The following is a 12,980-nucleotide window of genomic DNA, read 5'->3' on the forward strand; positions in this document are numbered from 1 at the left end:
CTCCTTCTTCGATTTGTCTGCGGCCCGCTGGCCGCGGGCCCGACCGGACACACATCATGACCCAGGATCCTCTTTTTCAACCGCTGCGACTCGGCGCGCTGACGCTGTCGAACCGCATCGTGATGCCGCCGATGACGCGCTCGCGCGCGAGCCAGCCCGGTGACGAAGCCAACGATCTGATGGCCGCGTACTATGCGCAGCGTGCGGGCGCCGGCCTGATCGTCGGCGAAGGCACCTACGTCGCGCCGCTCGGCAAGGGCTATGCGTGGACACCCGGCATCCACACGCCCGCGCAGGTCGCCGGATGGCGCAAGGTGACCGACGCCGTGCACGCGGCCGGCGGCCGTATCTTCGCGCAGCTCTGGCACGTCGGCCGGCTGAGCCACACCAGCCTGCTCGGCGGCCAGCAGCCCGTGTCGTCGTCGCCTATCCAGGCCGAAGGCGTGAAGGTATTCATCGCCGGCGAAGACGGCAGCACGCCGGGCTTCGTCCAGGCATCCGCGCCGCGCGCGCTGACCGTCGACGAGATCCGCGACATCGTGGACCAGTACCGCGCCGCCGCCCGCAACGCGGTCGACGCGGGCTTCGATGGCGTCGAGCTGCACGGCGCGAATGGCTACCTCGTGAACCAGTTCATCGACTCGAACGCCAATAAACGCACGGACGCATACGGCGGCTCGCTCGCCAACCGCTTGCGCTTCCTCAGCGAAGTCGCGCAGGCGCTGATCGACGGCACGGGCGACGCGTCGCGCGTCGGCATCCGCCTGGCGCCGCTGACGACGCTGAACGGCTGCGTCGACGACGATCCGGAAACGACGTACCTCGCCGCGGCGAAGCTGCTCGGCGAACTCGGCGTTGGCTACGTCCACATCGCGGAAGCGGACTGGGACGATGCGCCGCTGATGCCGGTGGCCTTCAAGCGGAAGCTGCGCGACGCCTTCCCCGGCGTGCTGATCTATGCGGGCAAGTACACCGCGGAACGCGCGCGCGAAGCGATCTCCGCGGGCTGGGCCGATATGGTTGCGTTCGGCCGTCCGTTCGTCGCGAACCCCGACCTGCCCGAGCGCCTGCGCATCGGCGCGGCGCTCGCGCAGCATGACCGCGGCACGCTGTTCGGCGGCGATGCGCGCGGCCTGACCGACTACCCGATGCTGGCCGCGGCGTGAGCGCGCACAGGAGATCGATGATGAAGAAGACCCTCGCGAAGCGCGGCATCTACAACCTGGAGCTGATCGACAGCCGCGCGCTCGTGCGCGACAAGGCGTGGGAATTCCTGTTCGTGCTGGGCCAGCCGCTGTACGTCGGCTCCACGCAAGTCAACATCAATCCGGTCGCGATCCGATGAGGTCCGCCACCGTTCGTTACCTTCGAGACATAGCATGAGAATCACACTCCCTTCCCGCCTCGGCTTCGGCACCGCGCCGCTCGGCAATATGTACCGGGATATCCCGAGCGAAGAGGCGCTGGCCACGGTCGATGCCGCCTGGGAAAACGGCATCCGCTACTTCGACGCCGCGCCGCTGTACGGCGCCGGCCTCGCCGAACTGCGGCTCGGCGAGGCGCTCGCGGGACGCCCGCGCGATGCCTATTCGCTCGGCACGAAAGTCGGCCGGCTGATCCTCGACGAGCACGAGGATGCCTCGCAGCGCGATCTCGGCGAGAAAGGCGGCCTGTTCCGCCATGGGCTGCCGAACAAGATCGTCTACGACTATACCGAAGACGGCACGCTGCGTTCGATCGAAGCGAGCCTGAAGCGGCTGCGCACCGATCGGCTCGACACCGTGTGGATTCACGATCCGGCCGTCGACTTCCACGGCGACCGGTGGCGCGAGGTGTTCGACGTGGCGATGTCGGGCGCGGCCAAGGCGCTGACGCGGCTGCGCGACGAGAAGGTCATCAAGGGCTGGGGGCTCGGCGTGAACCGCATTGAACCGTGCGAGCTCACGCTCGACCGCGCCGATCCTGACGGTTTCCTGCTCGCCGGACGCTACACGCTGCTAGATCACGCCGACGCGCTCGCGCGACTGATGCCGGCCTGCGAAGCGAGCGGACTCGGCATTATCGTCGGCGGCCCCTACAACTCCGGCGTGCTTGCCGGTGGCCAGCACTTCGAGTATCAGCCCGCGCCGCCGGAAATGCTCGAACGCGTCGCGCGCATCCGGCAGATCTGCGATCGGTCCGGTGTCGACATCAAGGCGGTCGCGCTGCAGTTCTCGCTTGCGCATCCGGCCGTCGCGGGCGCGATTCCCGGCGCGAGCCGGCCCGATCGCATCAGCGAGAACCTGCAACTGGCAGCGGCGCCGATCCCCAGGGCGCTGTGGGATACGCTCAAGGCCGAAGGCCTGATCGCCGGGAATGCACCGACGCCTTCAGGCGCCGAGGCAACGTCCGCATCGGCCTGAGAAGCCCATCTCAGTAAGCGGGCGCGGATCGGGGCAGCAGGATGTCGCGCCCGACCGCGCGAATGTCCGTGTGATCGCATCGCTCGAGCGTCCAGCGAGCAGTTGGCGTCGGCAGCATGGTTTTCGCAGGATCCGGGGGCTCATATCGTCCCGCCTCGAGATCAATCGTCGCGAGCGCTGCGCGCACGATCCTTCCCAAGCTCATCTCCGCGATCGGAGTGCCGCTGGGCTTGAGCGAGAACACCAGATCCCCGGAGTAGGGCAGGGAGGCACGGCGCTCGAGCCATTTGCAGACGGCGGAGCTGAGACGAAGTCGTTCCCGCTGCGCAGCGCACCATGAAAGTGCATTGAAAGTAATAATGATTTCACAATGGCTGCGTAGCATTCCGCCGATTCCAATGCCCCCGGCCCAAGCGCCCGCGCCTCATGCTTCCTCCAAGTTCCCTCCGCGTCCTGACCGCTGCGCTGATCGGCGCCATGTTGCTGACCGCCTGCGGCGGTGGCGGCGATGCCACCACCACATCCGCGGTCACGCAGCCGCTGTCGATCCCCGCGGCGCCCAAGGACCTGGGCTTCGCCGACTCCGCACCGGTGGCCGACCAGGCCGCCGTGCTGCCCTTCGTGGACTACGCCTACACCAACCAGCGCGGCGACGCGCGCTACGCCACCAAGGAAACCAACGCCGGCGTGCGCGTGCTGACCGGCTTCCTGGACCTGTGGAAGCCCAGCACGCTGATCGTCGACGCCGGGGTCACGGCGCCCGCCAATGGCAGCTTCCCCGCCGTGGTAGCCTCCAACTGGACCGGCATTCCTGGCGACAGTACCGATGGCACCATCCTCAACGCCAGCGTGCTCGGCGCCAACATCCAATACGTGGCCAACGTGACCGCGCAACGCACCGCCGCGCAGGAACTGGCCGCCTATCTGGACGACCGCCGCAACAAGGGCTACAGCGTCAGCGACGGCCTGGGCCCGCTGACGGCCACCTGGCAGGCAGCCGCGCAACAGACCACCACCATCACCAGCATCGCCAGCGACGCCACTACCGTGCTGTACAACGACGGCGGCAACAACGTCGGCGTGGGCGGCAGCACCAACACCAGCTTCGGCACCGTGGTGGATTTTGTCAGCAACATCGGAGAGAACGGCTCCACCGAGCCGGCCAAGCGCTTCTACAAGTACGCGCGCCCGTGGCGCTGGAGCAGCAGCGTCAAGGTGATCCCCGCGCTGGCGCCGGCCAAGAGTGCCACGCCCGCCACCGATGGCGGCTTCACCAGCGGCCACACCGCCGAAGCCGTGCGCGACGCCATCGCCATGGCCTATGCCGTGCCCGAGCGCTTCCAGGAAATGGTCACGCGCGGCCTGGAATTGGGCGAGAACCGCATCATCGCCGGCATGCACTCGCCGCTGGACGTGGTCAGCGGCCGCATGCTGGGCCAGGCCACCGCCGCCGCCAGCATCGCCACCGGCGCCAACGCCGCGCGCAAGGCCGCCGCGTATGACCAGGCCCACAGCACGCTGATGGCGGCGGCCAAGACCGACACCAAGCTGGCCTTCAACGACTTCGCGCATTCCGGCACCACGGTCACCGACCGCTTTGCGGACTACGCCACCAACAAGGCCAACTACAACCGAAGAATGACCTTCGGCTTCGCGCCGATCGCCGATACCACCAAGCCGGCCGTGGTGCCCAAGGGCGCCGAGGTGCTGCTCGAAACGCGCCTGCCTTACCTGGATGCCAGCCAGCGCCGCGTGGTGCTGAAGACCACTGCAATGCCGTCGGGCTATCCGGTGATGGACGATGCCGAGGGCTGGGGCCGTATCAACCTGTTCGCCGCGGCGGACGGCTACGGCGCTTTCAACGGCGACGTGGTGGTCAACATGGACGCCAGCCTGGGCGGCTTCAACGTGCTCGACACCTGGCGCAACGATATCGGCGGCGCTGGCAAGCTGAACAAGCGGGGCAGCGGCACGCTGCGCCTGGGCGGCCAGAACAGCTACACCGGCGGCACGCAGGTCTCGGCCGGCACGTTGCAGGCTCTCTCGGCCACGGCTTTCGGCAAGGGCGACGTCTACCTCGGCGGCGGCACGCTGGCTTCCAGCGCCGACGCGCAGTTGGTGCTCGCTGGCGCCTACACGCAGCTGGCCAACACCACGTTGCAACTGGACGTGGGCAGCGGGGGCGCCGGCCGCCTCGCTGTCAGCGGCATCGCCACCGTGGCGGGCGGCACGTTGACGGTGAACTTCCGCAGCGGCTTCCGGCCGGCGATGGGGGACACCATCAGCCTGCTTTCCAGCGCCAGCCTGAAGGGCCAGTTCACCACCATCTCGGTGCCGGGCTACAAGACCACGGCCATCTACACGGCCACGGGCTTGTCGGTGCGGATCGACGGAACGGCTTGATATTCTGACAACGAAGAAGGCCGCCTTCGTGATCCGGGCGGCTTTCTTGTGTTCCGTGACGTCTCCATTGCCTGTGATTTTCTCCCATGTCTCATTCGTCGAATGGCTGAGAGGGCGAATAAGCCCGCGTTCACAAGTCAGCGACGATTCCAGTCGTGGCACCAGTTGGCACGCAGAAACAGGTACGCGCCGAAGTTGAGCTGGCGTTCATGCGCGTCAATCAATCGCAGATCGCCCGTGTAGTCGCTCGCCACTCGCCGCAGTACCAAGAGGGCTATTGGGAGACGCGCGAGCATGCCCTGCTCGCGTCAGTGGTTGCGTCATGATTCCAGGGGGAAACCAAGCGTGAGCTGCATGTCACCTCGCATGGATTGCGGCATCAGTACCTGAATGGTCTGTACTACCGGGTGACCGGGGAACTCTCGGCGATCCAAGGGGGAACGAAGCCGTCCGACGCTCTGCATCGTGAGGGAATGAAACGGGTCGTGGAGGCTACCGCCCCGCGCATTTGTCGTACAGCGCCTGCATGGTGTGCGTCCGGTCGATCATCCTCCGCGCGATGGCATTGAACGCTGGGACGGATGATTCTGACCGCTTCTGTTGTTTGATTTCACCATAGCCGGCTGAAAGATCGACATTCCATTTCTCCACAATTGGGTGGCATAGCGTGCGCCCAGGCTCGGACTCGATCTCCTTGAATCGCGTCACGAGTCCCATGATTATGAAGCGAAGCAACGCATCGGTCGGCGGTTCTCGTGCCCAGCAACTCGCTGACTTCCGCTTGATCGCTGCCGGCGAGCAACCGGCGGCGGCAGCAAGAGTTGCCTAGCACCCGCGGGCCCATGGCCGGATTGTTCTCGCGCACCCCTGTGGCCACCAAATGCCGACACAGGCGGTCCAGACACCGCAGGCGCCTGGCTTTACCCAATAGTAGTAGTCGCCATGCGTGAGCCCGAGTCGTAGATGCGTTGGGTTTGGGGCAACGGCGTCGTGGGGACAGTGTCGGCGCGCCAGGGTGGGGCGCCAACCACATCTGCTCGATCGTTGGTGTGGTCGAGGACGCGATCGACCTGATATTAAACCTAGCAAATTTGGTATCTTAAGTGTAGTAAACCACCAAATTTGATGTGCAATCCTGTTTTCCTGCGATATGATGCATAATCATCCATATCTGGAGGCTTGGCTCATGTAAGGCCTCATATTTGGGGGATTAAGGATGACTGCGACCTTAACGAAGCGATCCGGTGCGCAGGTGGCCATGCCGCGGCCGGTCGAGCGGGCATTACGGACGCTAGGACAGGATCTTTCGGCGGCGCGTCGCACGCGCCACATGACGCAGGAGGATCTGGCGGAGCGCATCGGGACGTCGGTGAACACCATCGGGCGCATGGAGGACGGTCATCCGGGCACAGCGCTACACACCTTTCTGCGCGCGCTGCACATTCTGGGGCGCTTGGACGGGATGCTGAAGGTGCTAGCACCGGACCAGGATGCGCTGGGCCTGGAACTGGCGCGAGAGCAACTACCGAAGCGCATTCACGGACGTCGAAAACCGAGTGTTGCGGTGAGTACTGCCGCCTACCGCAAGCGGGCCGGCGAGGGCGTGCCCGTTCCCGAGGCTTCCGAAACGAAGCGGGATGATCGCACTCCGGACCGTGACCGGCCAACCGACTCGGACGACTTTGAGGGCTTCTGATGGCAGGCAAGCAAGCAAAGCGGCAGGAACTGGAAGTTCATCTCGGTGCCGGCGGTCAGGTGGTGGGCCGTCTGCTCTTCAGCAGCGGTAAGCGCAGCGCGTTTCGCTACGACGAGCAATGGCTCCAAAGCGATCGCTACTTTGCCGTTTCCCCGGATCTGCAGCCGGTGCTCTCCGTGCAGCACCCGGCGGGAGTGTATTTCCGTTCGCTGGAGGACACCGGCCCGGACTCGTGGGGAGAGCGCGTGATCCGCCGCGCGCACGCTAAGATGCGCGAGAAGGAAAGGGATGTGCCCCCTCTGGATCCAGTTGACTATCTGACGTGGGTCGACGATGAGGCGCGCATCGGCGCGCTACGCCTCTTCGATCCCGAGCAGCGGATCTATCTGCATGCCGCTGGCGTCCATCGGCGCGTTCCGCCCTTGGTGGAACTCGGCAAGGTGCTGCACGCGGCGCAGGCGCTGGAGGATGGCACAGAGAGCGCCGAGGATCTCCGGTATCTAATTGGGCGTGGCACATCGCTGGGCGGCGCACGTCCCAAGTCGACCGTGCTGGATACTGACGGTTGGCTGGCCTTGGGCAAGTTTCCCAGCCAGGCGGACAAGCGCGATGTGGTCCGCGGGGAAGTGCTGGCCATGCACCTCGCCGCCAAGGCTGGCATCCGCGTTGCCGACGCCCGGGTGGCGATGATCAATGACACAGCGGTGGCGGTGATCCGGCGCTTTGACCGCACCGCCAATGGGGCGCGCATCCCGTACATGTCCGCAGCCACCATGCTGCTGGTCGACGGCCGTGAGGAAGAGCGCGCCTACACTGAACTGGTGGACGTACTTCTGAAAGAAGGCTCGAGGGCCATCGCCGACATCCAAGACTTGTGGCGCCGGCTGGTCTTCAATTTCCTCATCTGCAACACGGACGACCACCTGCACAATACCGGGCTGCTCTACGACGCACGCGGCAAGGGTTGGCGCTTGGCGCCGGCGTTCGACCTTAACCCAATGCCGGGCGACCGCCGCGAGAGCAAGACGTGGCTCACTGAGGACTCCGGCCTCATCGACAGCAAGCAGACCCTCATGGACGGCGCCCAGTATTTTCGGCTCACCCGGCAGGACGCCGCCGCGATCTGGGCCCAGGTGGAAGCGGCGGTGAGCGCCTGGCGTAGCGTAGGCTCGCAACTGGGCATGAGTAGCAGCGCACTGGTTGACTTCGCCCCTGCCATGGAGCTCCGCTAGCTGCGCCGCTGCCATTTCGCGCTTGGGCCCAGTAGCCGTGCCGAAGGGGACCTTGTTCAGTAGCGGCGACTCGCCAATGGCATACAGGATGTTAATACGACGCAGCGCTTTTCTCCTGGATTACCGCTCGCGCATCCTTCGGTGGTTAGGCTGTCCACGCTGGCGCGACAGCAAGCCCATGATGGGACCATCGGCTCGCCAGCGCTGGACTCGGCTTGTGGCGCCATGAAATCTGGATCCTGTGCAGCAGGAAGATCGGCGAACTGACGCTTAAAATCAGCGAGTCGAGGGTTGCTCAAAGGCTTGCGCTTGTACCCGTCGTAGCTGGCTCGTGGCCTGCTCTCGCACGTGGACGGGAGCGTGCGTCCGTCGAGAATCACCTGCGCTACACGCAGGGTTTCCGCAGGCCTGATTAAAAATTGAGCAGCGAAACCTTCCCTTCCCGTCTCGCGAGAGCGTGCTGCTCGGCACCCGCGACCCTCGGCGCAGCTATTGGCCCCAACCCCCAACGGTCCTCGGAGACGACGACCAGGTTTCTGCGCCTCCTTGACTCTGCGCACCTGCGTCGTGTCGATCGACATCGGGCGCGGCGGCTATCGCTTCGGTGCGCATCAGTCTGGCCCGGTGCGACCTGACCTTTTTCGATCTGCAGACCGCAGGCTGCCTTACCGAGCCATCGCCTCCATCGCTGCGTATGCTGGATGGGCCGCAGCGCGCCCTGCGGCTGTCTTCGTTTCGCCCGCCGAAACGTCTATGTGAGCAAGAGCATGAAAATCCTGGACTTCATGCGCCCACAAACGTGAATACGTCTCATTCACTATCGGAGCATAGGTATGCGGATTACATGCACATGGACAGAGCCAAGCGTGTCCGGGCAGTTGTTTCCTTTGCCAGGTTTCCCTGCTGACCGACCTGGCTGGGCGGCGCCCTTTCATCACGGCGCTGAACGCCGCAGCGTTATTGCTTGACCAGGAGCCCGCGCAGCAGTAGTTCGAGTGCGTTAATACCCTGTGCGAGCCGCGTGTTTCCGTCGTCACCGTCCGCGATCCAGAACGCCGCTTCGGCCAGACTTCCGTAGATCAGCAATGCCAGGGCTTGCGAGTCGGCCTTGGCTACAACGCCTTGTCGCATGAGATTGTCGATCAGTCGCTGCATCGACTCGACGCAGTGGCGCTGCGAGTCCGGCGAGGCGCCACCCAGCACAGCTCTGGCATCGCGCAGCACGATGCGCTGGATTTCCGGCTCCAGTGCCATTTGCAGATAGGCACGGCAGCGGCTGCGGAAGCCTTCCCAGCCGTCCTCGGCGGTGTCGGAGATGGTTTGCAGGCGCTCATCCATCTCGGCGTCGATCTGTTCCACCACCGCCGCCAGCAAACCCTTCTTTTCGCCGAAGTGGTGATAGAGCGCACCGCGGGTCAGGCCCGCCTGCGCGGTGAGGTCATCCATTGAGGTGTCGGCGTAGCCGCGCTCGCTGAAGACCTGGCGGGCCGTCGCCAGCAGCGTGGCACGGGTTTCTTCCATCTCGGCGCGGGTACGGCGAACCATCAACGTCTCCTTACATACGGGCTGCATGATTGTTTACATTCATCACGTATGAATATATGATTTTATTCATACGAGCTGTACGTATTGTCCCCGCATCATGCTGCCATGGCAAGCGGGCGCACCTTGGAGAAAGAGATGGCCAACCCCTACCGAGGACTGTTCGCCGCACCTGGCACCAAGGGCTTTGCCCTGGCAGGCCTGCTGGCGCGGATTCCGCTGCCAATGACAGGCATCGGCATCATCACCATGCTGTCGCAACTGCGCGGCAGCTACGCGCTTGCCGGGGCCGTGTCCGCCACCTTCGTGCTGACCTACGCGCTGCTGTCGCCGCAGATCTCCCGCCTGGTGGATCGGCATGGGCAAGGCCGCGTGCTGCCAGCGGCGACGGCCATCAGCGTCATCGGCGTGCTGCTCCTGCTCGCCAGTGCCTGGTGGCAGGCACCCGACTGGACTTTGTTCGTCGGCGCCTTGCTGTGCGGCTTCATGCCCAGCATGTCGGCGATGGTGCGGGCGCGCTGGACGGCGATCTACCGGAGCCAGCCACGTTTGCAGACGGCCTATTCGTTGGAGACGGTGTTCGATGAAGTGACCTTTATCGCCGGGCCACCGATGTCGGTGGGGTTGTCGGTGGCGGTGTTTCCGCAGGCCGGGCCACTGTTGGCGGCCGTGCTGCTGACCCTTGGCGTGCTGGCTCTGGTCGCGCAGCGCGGCACCGAGCCGCCGATCGAAGCGCAGGACGGCACCACGGATTGCAGCGGTTCGGTCATCCGGTTGGAAACCGTATGGCTGCTGGCGCTGCTGATGGTGGCGATGGGCGTCATTGTCGGCACCGTCGATATCGTCAGCGTGGCCTACGCCGAGCAACTGGGGCAGCCGGCGGCCGCCAGCTTGGTCTTGTCGGCCTATGCCGTGGGTTCCTGCCTGGCGGGTCTGCTGTTCGGTGCACTCAAGCTGCAAACCCCATTGCACCGCCTTCTGTTGCTGGGCGGATTGGCGACGGCTGCGACGACGCTGCCCCTGCCGCTGGTCGGCAGCATCCCCGCACTGGCCGCCGCCGTGCTGGTGGCGGGGCTGTTCTTCGCACCCACCATGATCGTGGCCATGTCGCTGGTCGAGCGCCTGGTGCCGGAGCGCCGGTTGACCGAAGGCATGACCTGGCTGCTGGCCGGGCTGAATGTCGGCGTGGCGCTGGGCGCGGCGGCGTCCGGCCGGGTGGTGGATAACGGTGAGGCGCGGGCTGGATTTGCTGTGGCCCTGTGCGCCGGGGCCTTGGTGCTGCTGGTGGCGATCTGGGGGTATCAGCGTCTACGTGCGCATGGCTCACCGGTACCGAATGCCGTGTGATGCCGGCTCAACCTGTTTCCCCATTTCAAGGATCTGAACCATGAGCACGCCTTCAACTGCTGCCGCAGAAACGGCAGTCCGCAACCCATGGCTGGCTGTCACCGCCGTAGGCCTTGCCACCTTCTCGGTGGTAACGACGGAAATGCTCCCGGTCGGCCTGCTGACGCCGATTGCAGACACCCTGGACACCTCCACCGGCACCGCTGGCCTGATGATCTCGCTGCCCGCACTGCTGGCGGCCCTGTTCGCGCCGCTGGTGGTGATTGCATCGGGCGGTATGGATCGGCGCAGGATTCTGTGCGGGTTGCTGGGCCTGCTGGTAATCGCCAACATCGCCACGGCATTGGCGCCGAGCATGGGCTGGATGCTGGCTGCCCGAATTCTCGTCGGCTTCTGCATGGGCGGCATCTGGGCCATCGCCGGTGGCCTGGCGTCCCGGCTCGTTCCCGGTCACGCCATCGGGCTGGCAACGTCCATCATTTTCGGCGGCGTGGCGGCTGCATCCGTGCTGGGCGTTCCGCTCGGGGCGCTGATCGGCGACTTCGCGGGATGGCGCCTGGCCTTTGGCAGTATGGCATTGCTCAGCGGGCTGGTGCTGGCCGTGCATCTTGCCGTCATTCCCTCGCTGCCCGTTGCCAGTTCGGCGACCGTGCGCCAGTTCGACGAACAGCTTCGCAACCGCAAGCTGCAAGTCGGGCTGATCCTGACGCTGCTGCTGGTGGCCGGGCACTTCATGGTCTTCACCTTTGTGCGCCCGCTGCTGTTGTCGGTGTCGGGATTCGATGCGCAATGGATCGGTGCACTGCTGTTTGCCTACGGCATCGCGGGCATTGCCGGCAACTTCCTGGCTGGCATCGGCGCGGCGCGGCGCACGGCGCTGAACTTGACGGCGATCGCGCTGGGGCTGCTGCTCACGCCGGTGCTGTTCCTGACCGTCGGTGATTCCCACATCGGCGGTGGCGTGGTGCTGCTGGCTTGGGGACTGGCCTATGGCGGCGTGTCGGTCGGCCTGATGACGTGGATGATGAAAGCCGCGCCGGGCGCCGTGGAGATTGCCACCGCGCTATATGTGGGCGTGTTCAATATTGGCATTGCACTGGGCTCGTGGGCGGGCGGCAAGGTGGTGGATGGGCTTGGCCTGACAGCCAATCTCTGGCTGGCCGGCGGATTCGCCGCCGTCGCATTGCTGCTGACCTTCGGTATCGGCCTGGCTGAACACAGAACGGATGCCACGGGTAGGCGGGCCGGTTCTACAACGGGATGACGGGACGGAGAGCGCTATGGAATTGCGTCATTTGCGCTGTTTCCTGAGCGTCGCCGGAGAACTCTGCTTCGCTCGCGGGGCCGAGCGGCTACACATCAAGCCCGCGTCGCGATCAGATCAGAGTGGGAACAGGCTTTCCACAATGAAATCGACGAACACCCTGATCTTGGGCGAGAGGTGACGACTCGACGGCCACAGCACATGGAAGGCCATGCTTTCGTTGTTGTAGTCATCCAGCACGGTGACCAAGTTGCCTTGCTGTAACTGACGGTGCACGGCGATCTCTGGGATGCAGGCGATCCCCAGCCCTTGCTCGGCGAAGCACACCTGCGGATCGAGGGTATTGGTCACCATGCTGGCCGGCAGGTCGATGGTAGGCATGTCGGCTGTGCACCCCAACGGCCAGGTATCCAGCTTGCCGGTGCTGGGAAAGCGATAAAGCAGACAAGCGTGGTTGGCCAGATCCCCCGGTTTGAGTGGGATGCCCGCCAGGCTGAAATAAGCCGGTGCGCCGACGATTACCTTGCGGCAAGACCCGATGCGGCGCGCCATCAGCCGAGAGTCGCTGGGCTCGCCGGTGCGGATCACCGCATCGAAGCCTTCCTCGATGACGTCCACCAGGCGATCCGAGTAGTCGATGTCCAGCTCGATCTCGGGGTAGCGCCGCTTGAATGCGGCCAGCTTGGGCATGAACAGCGTGCCGACCGATGGCAAGCTGATGCGCAGCTTGCCCCGTGGCGCGCTCTGGGTGTGCAGGAGCTCCGCTTCGGCCGATTCCACCTCGCAGAGGATGCGGCGGCAACGCTCCAGGAACAGCGCGCCTTCCGGCGTCAGGTTCACGGTGCGGGTGGAGCGATGGAACAACCGTACGCCCAGGCGCTCTTCCAGCCGCACGATGGCCTTGCTGACGGCCGATGCCGAAATGCCGAGTTGCTGCCCGGCGGCGGTGAAACTGCGGGCCTCCCCTGCGCGAACGAAGACGTCCAATGCGCCCAGATTGTCCATGCTCGATTCCGATTGATGACTGATATGTCATAAGTATTTGGAACTTTAGCCTATTTTTCATTTATCTTTAGCGGCCCAAACTGTCTGGA

Annotated in this window: 11 protein-coding genes and 3 pseudogenes; 9 read left to right on the plus strand and 5 right to left on the minus strand. The window is 64.9% G+C overall.

Annotation, left to right across the window (positions count from 1 at the left end; genetic code table 11):
• The first annotated feature begins 56 nt into the window (after positions 1-56).
• The 3 genes and pseudogenes from AC3FOF_RS16790 to AC3FOF_RS16800 all read left to right on the plus strand — a co-directional run bounded on the left by AC3FOF_RS16790 (position 57) and on the right by AC3FOF_RS16800 (position 2,402).
• Positions 57-1,166 carry an alkene reductase gene (locus tag AC3FOF_RS16790; protein WP_488727184.1) on the plus strand — a complete coding sequence of 370 codons (1,110 nt, stop codon included), beginning with the start codon at positions 57-59 and terminating at the stop codon, positions 1,164-1,166.
• 32 nt (positions 1,167-1,198) lie between these two features.
• Positions 1,199-1,345 (plus strand): annotated as a pseudogene (locus AC3FOF_RS16795) (cyclase family protein); the annotation flags it as partial.
• Between the two features lie 34 nt (positions 1,346-1,379).
• Positions 1,380-2,402, plus strand: coding sequence for an aldo/keto reductase (locus tag AC3FOF_RS16800; RefSeq protein WP_488727185.1), 1,023 nt, complete (start codon positions 1,380-1,382; stop codon positions 2,400-2,402).
• A gap of 10 nt (positions 2,403-2,412) precedes the next feature.
• Here AC3FOF_RS16800 and AC3FOF_RS16805 read toward each other — a convergent pair whose 3' ends face one another.
• Positions 2,413-2,787 (minus strand): hypothetical protein, encoded by a 375-nt coding sequence (locus AC3FOF_RS16805; protein ID WP_488727186.1) that lies wholly within the window; start codon positions 2,785-2,787, stop codon positions 2,413-2,415.
• A 41-nt stretch (positions 2,788-2,828) separates the two neighbouring features.
• Between AC3FOF_RS16805 and AC3FOF_RS16810 the strand changes: the two genes are divergently transcribed.
• A complete protein-coding gene (locus tag AC3FOF_RS16810) occupies positions 2,829-4,805 on the plus strand; it encodes an acid phosphatase (protein ID WP_488727187.1) in 1,977 nt (658 codons plus the stop codon).
• A 492-nt stretch (positions 4,806-5,297) separates the two neighbouring features.
• Here the strand turns inward: AC3FOF_RS16810 and AC3FOF_RS16815 are convergent, their stop codons facing one another.
• Positions 5,298-5,522, minus strand: a complete 225-nt coding sequence (locus AC3FOF_RS16815; RefSeq protein WP_488727188.1) for a hypothetical protein — start codon at positions 5,520-5,522, stop codon at positions 5,298-5,300.
• Positions 5,523-6,021: 499 nt separating this feature from the next.
• On the opposite strand from AC3FOF_RS16815, the gene AC3FOF_RS16820 reads away from it, so the two are divergent.
• On the plus strand, positions 6,022-6,501 hold the full coding sequence (locus AC3FOF_RS16820; protein ID WP_488727189.1) for a helix-turn-helix transcriptional regulator: 480 nt from the start codon (positions 6,022-6,024) through the stop codon (positions 6,499-6,501).
• The gene (locus AC3FOF_RS16825; protein ID WP_488727190.1) at positions 6,501-7,733 is read left to right on the plus strand and encodes a type II toxin-antitoxin system HipA family toxin; all 1,233 of its coding nucleotides are present in this window, start codon (positions 6,501-6,503) and stop codon (positions 7,731-7,733) included. The genes AC3FOF_RS16820 and AC3FOF_RS16825 overlap by 1 nt, the downstream gene beginning before the upstream one ends.
• Positions 7,734-8,011: 278 nt before the next feature.
• On the opposite strand, the pseudogene AC3FOF_RS16830 reads toward AC3FOF_RS16825, so the two are convergent.
• Positions 8,012-8,113, minus strand: a pseudogene (locus AC3FOF_RS16830) (IS5/IS1182 family transposase); the annotation flags it as partial.
• A 577-nt stretch (positions 8,114-8,690) separates the two neighbouring features.
• The gene (locus AC3FOF_RS16835; RefSeq protein ID WP_017229065.1) at positions 8,691-9,278 is read right to left on the minus strand and encodes a TetR/AcrR family transcriptional regulator; all 588 of its coding nucleotides are present in this window, start codon (positions 9,276-9,278) and stop codon (positions 8,691-8,693) included.
• 135 nt (positions 9,279-9,413) lie between these two features.
• Here AC3FOF_RS16835 and AC3FOF_RS16840 point away from each other — a divergent pair, with 135 nt between their 5' ends.
• The 3 genes and pseudogenes from AC3FOF_RS16840 to AC3FOF_RS16850 all read left to right on the plus strand — a co-directional run.
• Positions 9,414-10,622 carry an MFS transporter gene (locus tag AC3FOF_RS16840; protein WP_488727191.1) on the plus strand — a complete coding sequence of 403 codons (1,209 nt, stop codon included), beginning with the start codon at positions 9,414-9,416 and terminating at the stop codon, positions 10,620-10,622.
• A gap of 40 nt (positions 10,623-10,662) precedes the next feature.
• Positions 10,663-11,886 carry an MFS transporter gene (locus tag AC3FOF_RS16845; RefSeq protein WP_276263918.1) on the plus strand — a complete coding sequence of 408 codons (1,224 nt, stop codon included), beginning with the start codon at positions 10,663-10,665 and terminating at the stop codon, positions 11,884-11,886.
• A gap of 16 nt (positions 11,887-11,902) precedes the next feature.
• Positions 11,903-12,001: pseudogene (locus AC3FOF_RS16850) on the plus strand (LysR family transcriptional regulator); the annotation flags it as partial.
• A gap of 2 nt (positions 12,002-12,003) precedes the next feature.
• On the opposite strand, the gene AC3FOF_RS16855 reads toward AC3FOF_RS16850, so the two are convergent.
• The gene (locus AC3FOF_RS16855; protein ID WP_488727192.1) at positions 12,004-12,891 is read right to left on the minus strand and encodes a LysR family transcriptional regulator; all 888 of its coding nucleotides are present in this window, start codon (positions 12,889-12,891) and stop codon (positions 12,004-12,006) included.
• Positions 12,892-12,980 lie beyond the last annotated feature (89 nt).

Source organism: Cupriavidus sp. 96C5-1 (genome assembly GCF_057798855.1).

Coding starts and splice junctions, on each gene's coding strand:
- AC3FOF_RS16815 (WP_488727188.1), bottom strand. CDS start 5,522: ATGGGACTCGTGACGCGATTCAAGGAGATCGAGTCCGAGCCTGGGCGC.
- AC3FOF_RS16840 (WP_488727191.1), top strand. CDS start 9,414: ATGGCCAACCCCTACCGAGGACTGTTCGCCGCACCTGGCACCAAGGGC.
- AC3FOF_RS16855 (WP_488727192.1), bottom strand. CDS start 12,891: ATGGACAATCTGGGCGCATTGGACGTCTTCGTTCGCGCAGGGGAGGCC.
- AC3FOF_RS16820 (WP_488727189.1), top strand. CDS start 6,022: ATGACTGCGACCTTAACGAAGCGATCCGGTGCGCAGGTGGCCATGCCG.
- AC3FOF_RS16800 (WP_488727185.1), top strand. CDS start 1,380: ATGAGAATCACACTCCCTTCCCGCCTCGGCTTCGGCACCGCGCCGCTC.
- AC3FOF_RS16835 (WP_017229065.1), bottom strand. CDS start 9,278: ATGGTTCGCCGTACCCGCGCCGAGATGGAAGAAACCCGTGCCACGCTG.
- AC3FOF_RS16805 (WP_488727186.1), bottom strand. CDS start 2,787: ATGCTACGCAGCCATTGTGAAATCATTATTACTTTCAATGCACTTTCA.
- AC3FOF_RS16810 (WP_488727187.1), top strand. CDS start 2,829: ATGCTTCCTCCAAGTTCCCTCCGCGTCCTGACCGCTGCGCTGATCGGC.
- AC3FOF_RS16845 (WP_276263918.1), top strand. CDS start 10,663: ATGAGCACGCCTTCAACTGCTGCCGCAGAAACGGCAGTCCGCAACCCA.
- AC3FOF_RS16825 (WP_488727190.1), top strand. CDS start 6,501: ATGGCAGGCAAGCAAGCAAAGCGGCAGGAACTGGAAGTTCATCTCGGT.
- AC3FOF_RS16790 (WP_488727184.1), top strand. CDS start 57: ATGACCCAGGATCCTCTTTTTCAACCGCTGCGACTCGGCGCGCTGACG.